The sequence below is a fragment of the Clostridium ganghwense genome (assembly GCF_026735165.1).
In the GTDB taxonomy this organism is placed as follows: domain Bacteria; phylum Bacillota; class Clostridia; order Clostridiales; family Clostridiaceae; genus Clostridium_H; species Clostridium_H ganghwense.
Genome location: NZ_JAPQES010000004.1, coordinates 402,438 through 417,986 on the forward strand (window position 1 = coordinate 402,438; position 15,549 = coordinate 417,986).

The window sequence follows — 15,549 nt, forward strand, 5'->3', positions numbered from 1 at the left end:
CTTACACTTATTTTGTGCTATATCTGTTTATCTATCATAAATTGTTCTCTTAATCTACGAAGTCCATTCTTTATAGCCTTAGCTCTAGCTTCTCCTATACCTTCAACATTGTCTAACTCTTCATATGAAGCTTCCATAACTCCCTTAAGTTCTTTAAAGTTGCTTATAACATTTTCTATTACATTTACAGGTATTCTAGGAATCTTATTAAGCATTCTATACCCTCTTGGAGAAATTAGTGTGTCTACTAAAGGAACACCAACATACCCTAATACCTTAGATAATATATCTAAATCTAAAAGTTCCTCTGATGACATGTTTTGAATTTGCTCATATATCTTATTATAATCTAAATTATTTTGACAATAATCTCTAATTAATAAAATTCCATCTTCTTCTACACTTCTTACAAGTTCATTTAATTGCATGGATATAAGTCTTCCCTCGTTACCCAGTTCACATATATATCTTTCAACTTCATCTACTATTCTCATAACCATTTCTGTTCTTTGTATAGCTGTTATTACATCAAATAATGTAACTAGATCTTGAAATTCTAGTAGATTTAAATTACTCATAACCCTTTCTAAAACAGATACATATTTCTCTAATGTCTGAAGTGCCTGATTTGCTCTTGCAAGTATTATACTGCTGTCTCTCAAAACATATTTTATGTTATTTTTATATACTGTGATTATATTTCTTCTTTGAGAAATGGCAACAACTATACATCTAGTTTGTCTTGTAACTCTATGAGCTGTTCTATGTCTTGTTCCTGTTTCAAATGTTGGAATAGAGGCATCTGGTACTAATTGTGTATTTGCATAAAGTATTTTCTTTAAATCACCGCTAAGTACAATAGCTCCATCCATTTTTGCAAGTTCATACACATAAGATGGACTATAATCAGAATTAATATTAAAACCACCATCTACTATTCGCATAATTTCTTCACTATCACCAATTATTATAAGACCACCTGTTTTGGCTCTTAAAATATTCTCAAGTCCATCTCTTAACTGTGTGCCCGGAGCCATAATCTTTAAAATTTCCATAAGTTTTTTGTCTTTTTCAAACCTCACCTAATTCCCTCCTTTCTATAATATTTATTTTTTATTATTAAAATACTTTATTTACTGCCTCTCTAAGTGATGAAACTCCTATAATATTTTCACTTTTATTAGTCATTTTTTCTCTATTTCTAGATGGTATAACTATATTTTCAAATCCCATTTTCATGCCTTCATTTACTAATCTATCACAAAGTGAAATCGGTCTAACTTCTCCAGTAAGTCCAACTTCTCCAAAAACTAACATTTTATTCAGTTTGGAATTTTTCCCTTTAGCACTTGATATTAATGCAATGGCTAATCCTAAGTCTCCAAAAGTTCCTTCTATGTTAAGTCCACCTACTACATTTACATAAACATCACAATTGTAAAAAGGTATTCTAAGCTTTTTTTCTAGAACAGCTAGAATTAAATTTAATCTAGCATTATCTACTCCAACGGCTGTTCTTCTTGGCATAACAGCTTTAGTTTCACTTACCAAAGCTTGAATTTCTACTAAAATCGGACGTGTCCCTTCCATTATACCTATAACTACAGAACCCTCTGAATTAAAATTAGTTTCCTCAAGAAATACTTCGGATGGATTCGATATTTCTTTAAGACCTTCTTGTCTCATTTCAAAAACTCCAATTTCACTGGTAGTGCCAAAACGATTTTTTAAAGTTCTAAGTATTCTAAATTCTTGGGTCCTTTCGCCTTCAAAAGAAAGCACTGTGTCAACCATATGCTCTAAAACTCTAGGACCAGCAAGTTCACCTTGCTTTGTAACATGTGCAACTATAAATAAAGGTATGTTTTTCGTCTTAGCAATTCTCATAAGCTCATTTGAACATTCTCTAACTTGAGAAACACTTCCTGGAGCTGATGTTATTGAAGGCTTAAATAAAGTTTGAACTGAGTCTATAATGACAAATACAGGATTCATACTATTAATATGCTGTTCTATGATTTCTAAATTAGTTTCTGAAAGAATAAATAATTCCGATGATATATTTCCAATTCTATCTCCTCTAATTTTTATTTGTTCTGCTGATTCTTCTCCAGACACATATAGTACTTTACCTATTTTGTGTGAAATATTATTTGCAGTTTGCAATAATATAGTAGATTTCCCTATTCCGGGAGCACCTGATATTAAAGTTAGAGATCCTTTTACCATTCCTCCACCAAGTACTCTATTTAACTCCTTAATACCAGTATCATATCTTTCAAATTCTCCAGATTTTATGTTTAATATACTCTCTGGTTTATTATTACTACTAATTCCAGTACTTCTACTTACAACTGGTTTTTCTTTTCTTTCCTCTACCATACTATTCCATTTACCACATCCTGGACATTTTCCAAACCACTTAGGAGCTTCATATCCACATTCTTGGCATATAAATACATTTTTACTTTTTGCCATATTTTATCACTCCTATTTCATCATACAGAATAATATTATACAACATATTAAAATAAATTTGTATTAAATACAAAATTTTTTTATACAAATTTACATTAGTCAATTTTGTAATATATTGTAATTAAATTTTAAAAGCCGACAGTACAGCTTAAAGCTGATTCTGTCGGCTTTACATTTTAGTTTATTAACCATTTATTCCTTCAAATACTAGTTTCTTTTCCTTAACTCTAGCTATTATTCTATCTCCTTTTTTAATATTTCCTTTTAAAATTTCTTCTGATAGTTTATCTTCTACAGTTTTAGTTATGGTACGTCTAAGTGGTCTAGCACCATAAGTTGGATCAAACCCTTGTTCTGCTAGTATTTTTTCTGTTCCTTCGTCAAATTCAATATTTATATTCTGCTGTCTTAATCTATTTCCTACTTCTCTTAGCATAAATTTAACTATTTGTCTTAAATCTTTTTCTACAAGTGAATGGAATACTATAATATCATCTATTCTGTTTAAGAATTCCGGTCTAAAAGACCTCTTAAGCTCTTCCATAACATTTTCCTTCATTTTTTCATATTCACTTTCACTTTCATTCTCTGATACAGAGAACCCAAGTGATTTTTGTTTTTTAATTGTAGATGCACCAATATTTGAAGTCATTATAATTATTGTATTTTTAAAATTTACAGTCTTTCCTTTTCCATCTGTAAGTATTCCATCTTCTAGAATTTGAAGTAAAATATTAAATACGTCTGGATGCGCTTTCTCAACCTCATCAAATAATACTACTGAATATGGATTACGTCTAACCTTTTCAGTTAGCTGACCACCTTCTTCAAACCCTACATATCCTGGAGGAGAACCTATAAGTCTTGATACAGCATGTTTTTCCATATATTCCGACATATCAATTCTAATTATATTATTTTCCTCTCCAAACATTGCTTCTGCTAAAGCTTTTGAAAGTTCAGTCTTACCTACTCCTGTAGGTCCTAAAAAAATAAATGATCCTATTGGTCGTTTTGGATCCTTAAGTCCTACTCTAGCACGTCTTACAGCTCTTGAAATTGACTTAACTGCCTCATCTTGACCTACAACTCTCTTATGCAAAATTTCTTCTAATTTTAATAATCTTTCTGCTTCAGTTTCAGTAAGTTTTTCAACGGGAACATTCGTCCATTTAGCAACTACCTGTGCTATTTGCTCTTCCGAAACAACTTGCGTTGAAACTTGATTTTGCTTTTTCCAATCATTCTTAAAGCTATCCCATTTTTCTTTCAATTCTTTCTCTTTATCTCTAAGACTTGCTGCCTTTTCAAAATCTTGAACTCTTATAGCATCTTCTTTTTCTCCCTTAGTTTTTTCTAACTCTTCTTCTAAATTTTTTAGGTCTGGTGGTGCTGTTAAATTCTGAATTCTTACTTTTGCTCCAGCCTCATCAATTAAATCTATAGCCTTATCTGGTAAATATCTATCTGTAATGTATCTATCTGATAAATTTACTGCAGATTCTATAGCTTCATCTGTAATTTTAACTCCGTGATGAGCTTCATACTTATCTCTCAATCCTTTTAGAATAAGGATTGATTCTTCCTTACTAGGCTCTCCAACTGTAACTGGCTGAAATCTTCTCTCAAGAGCTGAGTCCTTTTCTATATACTTTCTATATTCATTTATAGTTGTAGCACCTATACACTGTATTTCTCCTCTTGCGAGAGCTGGCTTTAATATATTTGAAGCATCTATAGCACCTTCTGCTCCTCCAGCTCCTATCATTGTATGGATTTCATCAATAAATAAAATTACATTTCCAGCTTTATTTATCTCTCCCATAACCTTCTTAAGTCTCTCTTCAAATTCTCCTCTATATTTTGATCCTGCAATCATTGATGAAAGATCTAATGTTACAACACGTTTATCTTTTAATATTTCTGGAATGTTTCCACTTACTATTCTCTGTGCCAAACCTTCTGCAATAGCAGTTTTACCTACTCCTGGATCACCTATTAAACAAGGATTATTCTTAATTCTCCTACAAAGAATTTCAAGTACTCTTTGTGTTTCCTTATCTCTTCCAATTACAGGATCAAGCTTTTCTTCTTCTGCCATAACAGTCAAATCTCTTCCATACTGATCTAAAGTTGGAGTATTATTATTTACCTTTGCTTTACTTGGAACTGCTCCTCCTTGTTGATGTTCTGGATTAAATCCCTTTAACAAATTCTTTTCAACTTTTTCAAAATCTAGTCCTAAGTTACTTAAAATAGTATATGCAACACCTTCTGACTCTCTTATTAAAGCTAATAAAATATGTTCAGGTGTAATGTAATTATGATTTAGCTTTCTAGCTTCTAGTAAACTTAGCTCTAGTAGTCTTTTAGTTCTAGGTGTTAGTGGAATTTCATTTCTATATAAATTCATTTCACCTTTGCCTTCATATTCTTCAACAAGTTCTTTTACTTTTTCTTCAGTTATTTTATTTTCATTTAATAATTTTTTTCCTACACCCTCATTTTCTTTTAAAATACCAAGTAATATATGCTCTGTTCCAACATAGCCATGTTTAAAAGCTTGAGCTGCTTCTTGAGCATAATATAATACCTTCTGTGCTCTTTCACTAAATCTTCCAAACATCATAATAAACGCACCTCCTTAGTTTATAAGCTCATTATTTTTAGTCTTTCTTTAACTAGTTGAGCCCTTTTTAAATCTCTCTGCTTTTCTGTAAGTTTATCTTGAGAACCTTTCTGAATAGTTGCTGGTTGAATATCCACCAGAAGTTTATTCAAAACAGTATTATCAATATCTTTAATTATTCCCATTTCTACTCCCAATCTTACATTAGAAAGTAAATTTAATGCTTCATTTGAATTAAGCATAACAGCTGATTTCAATATTCCGGCTGATCTAAATATCTTATCCTCTACTTCATATTTCCTTTTACTGAAAATTCTCTCTCTCGTTATTTTTTCTTGATTAATTACTTGATTTATAACCCCAGTTAAATTAGTTAGAATTTCTTCCTCACTAAGCCCTAAAGTAACTTGATTTGAAATTTGATATAAATTTCCTTCTCCTTTTGAACCCTCACCATACAATCCTCTTATAGTCATTCCTACTTGAGTTAAACCATTAAAAAGGCCTGTTATCTCTTTATTCATAGTTAGAGCTGGTAAATGTACCATAACAGAAGCACGTAACCCCGTTCCAAGATTTGTTGGACATGAAGTTAAATAACCAAGTTTTTCATGAAAAGCATAATCAAGCTTTTCTTCTAATAAATCATCTAATTTATTTGTATATTCATAAGCTTCTTTTAAATTTAAACCACCAGTTATACTTTGAAGTCTTATATGATCCTCTTCATTTATCATAATACTTACAGTTTCATCATTGCCTAGTATAAAAGCTGATTCTTGATTATTACTTATAAGTTTATTACTTATTAAATGTTTTTCTAAATATGATATATTAGATATATCATCACTCTGCCATAAATAAATAGTCTTATATTGTTCTTCCATATAAGGTACTGAATAAAAAGCATCTTCAACCTTTTTAACTACATCCTTTGCTTCTTCTACATTAAGCTTATTAGGGAAAGGAATGTTTTTAATATTTCTTGCAAGTCTTATCCTGCTGCTTATTACAACATTATCATTTTCACTTTTAGTTTCTAACCAATTTTTCATAACAGCACCCCCATCCTATTTATCATTTTCAAGTTTATCTTTTTCTATTTCTCTTATTTCATCTCTAATTTCTGCTGCTCTTTCATACTCCTCCATAGCAACAGCTTTTTGAAGCTCTTCTTTCAGCTTTAAAAGCCTTTGCCTTTGAACTATATCTTTACCTGATTTTCTAGGTATTTTCCCTACATGTTCAGCATTACTCTGAACCCCTTTAATAACTGACATAATTGTTGGTTTAAAATTCTCATAGCATTGACTGCATCCTAACAATCCTTTCTCCTTGAATTCTCTATATGTTGCCCCACAATTTTTGCAAGTTAAGACAACTGATTTGTTGTTTTTAGAAGGTATATTCACATAATCCATAAGACCACTCAATATATTTTGGAATGAAAATGGAGTGATTATATCCATATCTGGAACTATATTAAACTCTTCACTTTTCCCAGCACACTCTGGACATAGCTTTATTTCCTGTTTAACCCCATTAATTATCTTTGTTATATGAATGGTAGCTTCATTTTTTTTACAAACATCACATAACATAAAATCACCTCTTTATTATTTTACAATTTACAGTTGTAGTAGTTTTTGTTGCTATAAAACTTTTCATTAAATTCCCCTTTTAATATTTTACCATATTTTTCTAATATTATAACAATATAACCCTTAGCATTGCCTTCAAAATCTCTGCTCTTATGTTATTTTTGTTTTCTGGTGGAACTAGTAGGCTTCTATCGTTAATTGCAGCTTTCATTATATTTGCTTCTTTTATATTTATTATCTTCCTATCAACTAATCCCTGTATAATTATTTTAGAAGTACCATAAGTAATACTGCCACCTATTTTTTCGTTAATAATCCTTCTTAAAGGTTCATTATTTTCATACTGTATTCTTCTTATTTTTATGCATCCTCCTCCCCCTCTTCTGCTTTCAACATAGTATCCACTATCTGTTGAAAATCTTGTAGTTAAAACATAATTTATTTGTGAGGGAGCACAACTAAAGTGATTGGCTAGCTCATTTCTTCCAATTTCAAGTTCTTTTTCTCCTGTTTCTTCTAAAAGTTCTTTTATAAATTCTTCTATAATATCTGAAAGCCTCGGCATCTTTTCACCCCTAACTGACTTTGTCTTTCTTTGACCTTTGACTTACTTTTATATTATTACTAATATATTTTTTATTCAATTCTGAAAATTTATTATTGATTAGATTATTTAAGCTATATTCAAATTTATCTTAATATTTCTTTACATTACTCAAAATTACTAATATTTTCATAGTATTTTAAATTTATTTTACTAATGATTCATTTATTTGTGAAAATAGTTTTCCCCAAAACTGATATTTTATTGCCTAGATATAATATTATAACTTAATATTGTATTTATAATTTGTATCAAAATTTTCCAAATTGATATTAAAACAATATTTGAAAAATATATAGGAGTGGTATATTATGCGTATTACTTGTGATGTGGATTGTAACATGGGTTATATTACTCTAATGCCCTCAAGACATTTTGGTAATTATAAAAGTAATTTGAATCAATATTATAAAGATATTGATTTAGAAATTCCTATTCTTAAAGGAAATCATTTATCAAAAAAGCTAGAAAATATGAAATTAATGAATAAAACTTATAAAAGGGCATTATATGGTGCAGATGCAGATATAGATTCAGAATATGGTAATGATATAGATAATGATGGATATATAACAGGCATAGAATTAACTCTGAAAAAGAACAAATTTATCCAGCTTATACGAAGCAAAGCATTTAGAATTTATGAGATATCTTTGAATGAAAAAAATTTTCATTTAATAACTTTTGATTTACCTGATATTACTTTCAATAGTAAAAATGTTATATATCCACTAACAGAGAAAAATGACTCATATTATGTATCTAAATAATACACCGATTTATTAAAAAATGAATGGGAAAATTCTTTATTAGTCACTGAATAAGGCTTAGGTGAATAAAATTTAATAAGGATAAATAAATATATACAATATATAATTTATTAGATAAATCAACACTTAGTATATTCAATTACCTAGGAGGAATATTTATGAATAGTATGTGTTATTATCCAACCTACGAAGAAATGCTATATCCTGAAAAGATAGATAACTCTTGTAGAGAAAAGGCTATCAAAGCATTAAAAAAGGATGAATTAAATTCTATAAATTTATTTAATATTACATGGAAAGATAAAAGTAATAAAGTTAGAAAGCTAGTTCTTCCAAAAGAACTTACTGGAGTTAACGCAAATATACTAGTTTTACTTGGAAATGATTTTCCATCAGGTTCTCATAAAGTTGGACCTGCCTATGCAACTTTAATAGAAAGCTATTTAGATGGCAATATGATACCTGGAAAACACACCTTATTAGCTCCATCCACAGGAAACTTTGGTATAGGAGCAGCCTATATATGCAAACTTATGGGATATGACTCCATAGTTGTTATGCCTGAAAATGTAAGTAACGAAAGACATGAAAGAATAAAAAAATACGGTGGAAAACTTTCTCTAACTCCACCAAGTGAATCTGATGTTATATTTACGTTAGAAAAAACCTATGAACTTGCTAAAAATAATTCAAACTATAGAGTATTAGCTCAATTTGAGTTTTTCTCAAATTATAGATTTCATAGATATGTTACAGGAAATTCTGCAATAGAAGCTGCTAAAAATATAGGAAATGGTAAAATCGCCTGTTTCTGTTCTGCTCCTGGTTCTGGTGGCACTTTAGCTGCTGGAGATGAAATCAAAAAAGTCTTTTCTCAGTGTCAAGTTACAGCTGTAGAACCTTTTGAATGTTCAACCCTTTCAAATGGACGCAGAGGTCAGCATAGAATTGAAGGCATAGGAGATAAAATGTGTACTTTAATTCACAATGTATTAAATACAGATTATATAGCCTGCATTAAGGAAAAAGAGGCTATGCTTGGCTTTAAGATTCTTCATGACTATGGAAAAGCTCTTGAAGAAGTAGGTGTTAGTAGTAAGCTTGCTCAATATATGAAAAACATTTTTGGTCCTTCTGGAATTTGTAATATTCTTGGTGCAATAAAAATGGCTAAATATTTAAATTTAGGATCTGATGATAACGTTGTAACAATAGCTACTGACGGTTTTGATAGGTATGGTTCCGTTCTAAAAAAATTAAATAAAGAATTCAAAGAAGATAATAATTCAACAGTAAAACAATGGATAAAAGATGTATTTTTAAATCAAGATATAAATGAAATTTATGATTTTAGAAGCAGTGAAGCAAAAGAAAGATTATACAAACAAAAGGAAAAAGATTGGCTTCACTTTGGTCATTCAAAAGAATATTTAGATTCTATGAGAACTATGAATTTTTGGGATAGAGAATACGTTAAAATTAACGATTACAATGAGAAAATTAAAAAATTCAGAAACAAACATATGATATAATAAGATATTAAAAATTTTAATACAATATTAGGAGACATCTTATGAAAAAATTTTTTATATCCTTATTAAAAACTATTTTAAAGATGATTATTTTAATTACTGCTACCTTTGTAATGTGTTTTGCCATAAGCTACTTTAAACACTCTAACTTAAACAATGCTTTAAGGTTTACCGGTCTTGTCTACATGCTTGTTGGCCTTTTAAGCAATCTTGGTAGTGCTTCTTTTATGGGTAATATGAAATTTTTACAAGCTCGTAGTGCTGGCTATAGAGAATCCTTTGAAAATACCGAAGATGATTTTCGGCTAAGAGATTCGTCTCTAAAGTTTATGGCTTTCATGGCAATAAGCGGTTTTATACTTTGTATGTTGAGCTATATGATAAAAATTTAGTAATAACAAAACCACAGCCTTTATGACTGTGGTTTTACATATTTATTTCTTCTTGTTTTTTAATAAAGCTGTAGTATCTAACATTTCCTTTTGAGATTGTTCTTTACCCTTTTCTCTAACTTTTTTATTCACCTTACTTTCATCAGTATGATGTTTATTTATATCATTATTTTCATGAACTTTAACTTTCTTATCATCTGACTTAACTATTTTCTTCTTATCTTTCACATGATATTTTTTTATCTTAGAGAGTTTTTCCTCAATTCTTTCAAAAGGAAGATTAAGTCTTCTTAGAGCAATGTCCAATACAAATAAAATCAAAGCAATTATCAGAAGTATTTCTGTAAGATACCTCTTTCCTAAAACATCTTCTATCTTACCTTTAAAAACTTCATCTGGCGTACTTATATATATTCCTCCACTTTCCTTCAGTAATAAATCTAAGGAATTATTTTCATTATACATTTTGTATTCTGGAGAATAAGGAAGATTGGCACCTGTCATTGCTGCACTTACCATCTCTCCATTCTTTAACTGCTTTGCTTTTATGATATATACTCCTGTTTCTTTAAGATTAAATTCTCCACTATATTCTCCTGGACTTGAAGGATTTAAATTTACCTTTAATTTTTTCATAGAAGGTGTTATAATTTCTGCTTCTGTATTTAAAACTTCACTTGAATTTTTATTAGTTAGATGAATTTCTCCCTTTCCATCTTTAATAGAAGCTTCTAACATTACATTATCATCATCATAATTCTCAATAGTCCAATTTATCATGTTCTGCCACAGTGTTATATTTTTGTTCCATCCAATATAATTGGCACTCCATTTACCATTCATATCTGAATTCCATGCAACGGTTTTTCCAAGACCATATCTCCATACTGTAAGAATAGGGTCTTCTTCATCACTTTTAAGTATTACCTTTGCCGTATTTTTAGGAGATGCACCTATATATCCAAGTAATGATGGAAGTCCATTTTCTCCTGCTCCTTGTAAAATGGTATGAGAACTTTGAATTATAGGAGTAAATTCTTTGTTATTTAAATAGGTTCTTGATGCCATAAAAGCTTCTTTTGCAAATATTCTTGGTATATTTGTCCCCTCATCTGTATAATAGAACCTTCCTTTTGCTCTTTTCGCTATATTTTCAAGAAGCAATCTATCCGAATCCTGTCCTACTGATACAGTAGACACTGTAATATTATCCTTATTCATTCTATCTATAAGCTCATCAAATCCGTTTCTTTCACCCTGTCCATCTGTTAAAAGAATAATATGCTTTATCTTTGCATTACTCTGTTTGATAGACTGATAAGCTTCTTCAAGAGCTGGAAGTATGCTTGTTCCACCTCCTGATCTTATAGTTCCTATATCATTCCTTATCTTTTTCTTATCTGCAGCCTTTTGTCTTTCAACAACCCAGTATTGACTGTCATCAAAGGTTAAAACTCCTATTTCATCTTTTTCACGAAGAGCATCCAAAGACCTTGCAGCAGCTTCCTTTGCCAGATCAATTTTGGCTCCATCCATACTTCCTGATCTATCGATAACTAAGTTTAAAGCCATATCTGGCATTTCTTTTTTTCCTCTCATATCCATATATACTGGAAGTACTTTTTCTAAAGGAGTTTTAAAATATCCACCTAGGGCATAGGAATTGTTTCCTCCCACAGCAATAAGTCCTCCCCCTAAGTCTTTTACATAAGACTCTAATATATTTAAAAATTCATCATTCAAGTTTTCAGCTGAAACATTACACATTATTATACTTTTATACTTTGATAAACTCTTAATAGTAGTAGGTGCTCCCACTGCAGCTACTATATCATAATCCATATTAGAAGCTTTAAGCATCTTAACTATTTCAGAAGCTTCACCTTGTTTATCTGTAATCACTAGAATTCTTGGCTTATCTTTAACATTTGTAAAAGTAGAACTCTCATTATTTTTACTTTCACTATCTTTATCCGCATCTACTATTACTTTATAAGTTTTAAAACCACCATTTTCCGCAATATCTCTAAAAACGAATCTATTATTCCCCTTATTTAGCTGTACTTTTTGCTCAACTTTTTTTTGTGTATCACTAAATAAAACAATTTTTGCAGAAGTATTTACATTGCTCTTTATATTTACCCCTACATTAAATTTCTGACCTATCCTTAAAGTTTGAGGTACCGAAATATCTTCAACTTGAACATCTTCACCTAAAGTTTTCTTTATTTTATAAACTTTAAAATCTATTCCCTGTTCTTTTAATGAAGGTACTAATTTTTCACTTTTCCCCTCATTTTCTTCTCCATCACTTACTAATACAATTCTTTTTTTTGTATTTTCTCCCATAAGTGAAAGAGAAGTAGTTAGTGCATTTTCTATATTCGTATATGTACCATTTGCTTGAGCTTCGAGTTTTGCAAATGAGTTTTTAGGTGATACAAAACTGTCAACAACAGCGTCCTCACCAAAAGATACAACTCCAACTAAGTCATTAGCAGATTTTTTGCTTACTGCTGATTTAATAAAACTCTCTACTTTATCTTTATTTTGATTCATACTATGAGAGGTATCAGCTAAAAATATAGTTGTAGTATTTTGTGCCTTCCATACCATACTTATTCCTGACAAGGAAAGTATCATTAAAGTTAAAATTATACTTCTAAGCACTACTATTAATTTTTTTCTAAGCTTATTTGTCTTTATATATTTTGACATATACACCACATATATAACTACCAAAGGTATAAAAATCAAGATTAAAGGATGTAAAACTTCTAATTTCAACGCTATCACTCCTTAACAGAATTATATATTTTGTACTTTCAATAATAAATTTGTTAGGTTCTACACCCTTTTAGCATATATAAACCATTCGATCATCATAAAAACAAGAGCAAATAATATTAAAATCCACTGTATGCTTATTCCCATAGATTTAACACTACTATTATTCATCACAGAATTTCGAGTACCTTCAACCTTTACGTTTATATTTGATTCACTTTCTGATGGGAAATTAACTGCAAACATATTTTTGCTTTCTCCACTATCATTTTTTTGTGTTAAAGTATATATTCCAGACTTTATAGTGTTCTCAAAAGGCCTAATTGGATACTTATTCTCAATTTCTTCTTTTTTATTATCTGGAGTCTTAATATATATTTTTTTTGAATTAGGGCTTGGATTAATATTTACCTCTTCACCACAAAAATATCTATTGTTTTGAATTGAATTATCTCCTAAAAAATAACTAGAAATCTGATTTATGAATATAGGAAATTCAGCATTTAAAGGGAAATCACTATTATGTAAATCAAAACCTATGACTCCTATCTTTCTACCACTGTGCTCTCCAACAAAAGCTATTGACTTTGAATTTACATTTAGTAAAGTTTCTCCCCAATATGGAATACTTATATCCCGAACTTTAGAAACTGCAAATTTAGCATCTCTTATATATTTAGTAATTGGATGGTCTGCTACTTGAACTTTTCCACCTTGTACTTCACCTTTTATCTTTACTGCTTCATTATCTTTTAAAGGATTTATAAATAATATACTTCCTTTCTCCGGCATCTTGTCAGGAGCTTTTCCATCAAAAACATATAAATCATATCCTTCTTCTATATCCTGAACCTCTTTTGCCTTATATAACTCAATGCTGTTTATAGGAAGTAATGCCTTTTCAATAAATATATTTCTATCTGAAACTAAAAGAACTTTTTTTAGTTTAGGCTGTTTAACAATACTATAAATAATATTATCCTCTACCAAAGCGTCCTTCTCAGTAATTTCAGCATATACAGACTTGTAATTTGAATCATAATTATCAAAAACTATAGTTACCGTTTCCTTAGGTTTAAGTTTTATACTTCTTACATCAATGAGCTTACTATCCTCATCTCCAAACAAAGATACTTCTCTCTGAAGTTCTTTATCACTTCTATTTGTAATTCTAACTAAGCTCTTAATTTTGTTATCTGCTAAACTATTTGAAATATAATCAAGACTTACATTTTCCCCTCTTGAAGCTAAGCTTATATTCTCTCCATTAATATTTTTCAACTCTACATTGCTGTCACTATAAAAAACTGCTTGGTAATCTTCATACTGCTTAGCTATAGATTTTACAAGTGATATTGAATCATTTATATTTCCTCTTGAATTAGAAGATTCTATAGCTTTTATTTTATTTATTACTTCATCTTTATTACTACTTCCACTTATCTCAACCTTTTGATTTTTTCCTGATGAAATAACACTTATTTTACTTCCTGAAGCTGTTCCTTTAACCAAAACTTCAGCTCTGTTTTTTGCCTCTTCAAGCCTTGTTGTCTTTTGATATACAGCATTCATACTTCCACTATTATCTATGACAATAATTAAATTATTGTAATTTTTTCCCCATAAATTTAGAAAAGGATTTGCAGCAGCAAAAATTATTAAAAGTATTAATAAAATCTGCATGAATAAAAGTAAATTTTTCTTAAGCTTTTGCCAAGGCGTATTTACCTCAATATCTTTAAGCGCGTTGTTCCATAAATAAATACTAGATATTTTTTTCTCCTCAAACTTCTGTTTTAAAATATACATTAGAATTACAGGAGGTATAAACAATAAAAACCATAAAAACTTTGGCGAAAATAAAGTCATCTTCTCCCTCCTATCTTATAATTCCTGTATTAATAAATTTCTCAAAGACTACTTTTTCAATAGAATCACTAGACTCTATAAGCATATAATGTGCTCCAACTTTCCTTGTAAGTTCCTTTATATTATTTGTGAATTCATTTAAACTAGCTTCATATCTCTTTAATAATTGAGAAGTTACAGCAATATTTCTAGCTTCTCCTGTTTCACTATCTATTAAGCGTATCTGGCCCTCCAGCTCTGGTTTTAACTCTTCTTTACATAATAAGTGAATTAAGATAACCTCTTGCTTTTTATAAACTAAATATTTTATTACTTCTTCCAAGTTTCCTTCAGTAAAAAAATCAGAAATAATAACAGAAACACCTCTACCATTCAATGCTTTCTTTTTTATACATCTGTTTATATCAGTACTACCGCTAAACTCTATATTTTGTAAATGCTCAATACAGGAACTAAACATATTTTTTCCCATCATACTTTTTGATATTTTTATATTTTCTTCACTTATATCATTAATACATACTCTATCTAAATTATTAAGAGCAAGAAAACTTAAAACTGCACTTAGCTTTAATGCCATTTCACTTTTTTTATGCTCTCCAAAATCCATAGACTTACTGCTGTCTATAAAAATATTTATAAGTGCTTCTCTTTCTTCCATAAAAAGCTTTATAAACAGCTTGCCAAACCTACCATAGGCATTCCAATCTATTCTTCTAAAGTCATCTCCTCTTGCATATTCCCTATAATCAGAAAATTCCACTGAACTACCCTTAGCTTTGGATTTACGTCCACCTGCAGCTCCCTCATTCATAAGCATTCTAACATTTAAGGATATATTCTCTAATTTTTTATAAAATTCCGTATCAAATATATTACCCTTCATA

At 29.7% G+C, this 15,549-nt stretch carries 12 protein-coding genes; 3 read left to right on the top strand and 9 right to left on the bottom strand.

Translation table 11 applies throughout. The features are described 5' to 3' along the window. Window positions 1-17 precede the first annotated feature (17 nt). The 6 genes from disA to OXH55_RS13215 form a co-directional block, all read right to left on the bottom strand. Complete coding sequence (gene disA, locus OXH55_RS13190) at window positions 18-1,082, bottom strand: DNA integrity scanning diadenylate cyclase DisA (RefSeq protein WP_268050442.1); 1,065 nt, start codon at window positions 1,080-1,082, stop codon at window positions 18-20. A 37-nt stretch (window positions 1,083-1,119) separates the two neighbouring features. Then, window positions 1,120-2,478, bottom strand: coding sequence for a DNA repair protein RadA (gene radA, locus OXH55_RS13195; protein WP_268050443.1), 1,359 nt, complete (start codon window positions 2,476-2,478; stop codon window positions 1,120-1,122). A 184-nt stretch (window positions 2,479-2,662) separates the two neighbouring features. Then, window positions 2,663-5,107, bottom strand: coding sequence for an ATP-dependent Clp protease ATP-binding subunit (locus OXH55_RS13200; RefSeq protein ID WP_268050444.1), 2,445 nt, complete (start codon window positions 5,105-5,107; stop codon window positions 2,663-2,665). A 20-nt stretch (window positions 5,108-5,127) separates the two neighbouring features. After that, window positions 5,128-6,162, bottom strand: a complete 1,035-nt coding sequence (locus OXH55_RS13205; RefSeq protein WP_268050445.1) for a protein arginine kinase — start codon at window positions 6,160-6,162, stop codon at window positions 5,128-5,130. Window positions 6,163-6,177: 15 nt separating this feature from the next. After that, entirely contained in the window at window positions 6,178-6,708 is a 531-nt protein-coding gene (locus OXH55_RS13210; protein WP_268050446.1) for a UvrB/UvrC motif-containing protein, read from the bottom strand. A gap of 106 nt (window positions 6,709-6,814) precedes the next feature. Next, complete coding sequence (locus OXH55_RS13215) at window positions 6,815-7,273, bottom strand: CtsR family transcriptional regulator (protein ID WP_268050447.1); 459 nt, start codon at window positions 7,271-7,273, stop codon at window positions 6,815-6,817. Between the two features lie 350 nt (window positions 7,274-7,623). Here OXH55_RS13215 and OXH55_RS13220 point away from each other — a divergent pair, with 350 nt between their 5' ends. The 3 genes from OXH55_RS13220 to OXH55_RS13230 all read left to right on the top strand — a co-directional run bounded on the left by OXH55_RS13220 (window position 7,624) and on the right by OXH55_RS13230 (window position 10,006). Continuing rightward, window positions 7,624-8,082, top strand: a complete 459-nt coding sequence (locus tag OXH55_RS13220; RefSeq protein WP_268050448.1) for a hypothetical protein — start codon at window positions 7,624-7,626, stop codon at window positions 8,080-8,082. A gap of 158 nt (window positions 8,083-8,240) precedes the next feature. Next, a complete protein-coding gene (locus OXH55_RS13225; RefSeq protein ID WP_268050449.1) occupies window positions 8,241-9,614 on the top strand; it encodes a PLP-dependent cysteine synthase family protein in 1,374 nt (457 codons plus the stop codon). 41 nt (window positions 9,615-9,655) lie between these two features. After that, a complete protein-coding gene (locus OXH55_RS13230; protein WP_268050450.1) occupies window positions 9,656-10,006 on the top strand; it encodes a hypothetical protein in 351 nt (116 codons plus the stop codon). Between the two features lie 42 nt (window positions 10,007-10,048). On the opposite strand, the gene OXH55_RS13235 is transcribed toward OXH55_RS13230, so the two are convergent. The 3 genes from OXH55_RS13235 to OXH55_RS13245 are packed head-to-tail and all read right to left on the bottom strand — an operon-like array spanning window position 10,049 to window position 15,548. Beyond that, on the bottom strand, window positions 10,049-12,793 hold the full coding sequence (locus OXH55_RS13235) for a VWA domain-containing protein (RefSeq protein WP_268050451.1): 2,745 nt from the start codon (window positions 12,791-12,793) through the stop codon (window positions 10,049-10,051). A gap of 60 nt (window positions 12,794-12,853) precedes the next feature. Beyond that, on the bottom strand, window positions 12,854-14,662 hold the full coding sequence (locus OXH55_RS13240; protein ID WP_268050452.1) for a vWA domain-containing protein: 1,809 nt from the start codon (window positions 14,660-14,662) through the stop codon (window positions 12,854-12,856). Between the two features lie 10 nt (window positions 14,663-14,672). Further along, window positions 14,673-15,548, bottom strand: coding sequence for a DUF58 domain-containing protein (locus tag OXH55_RS13245; RefSeq protein ID WP_268050453.1), 876 nt, complete (start codon window positions 15,546-15,548; stop codon window positions 14,673-14,675). Window position 15,549: the final 1 nt, after the last annotated feature.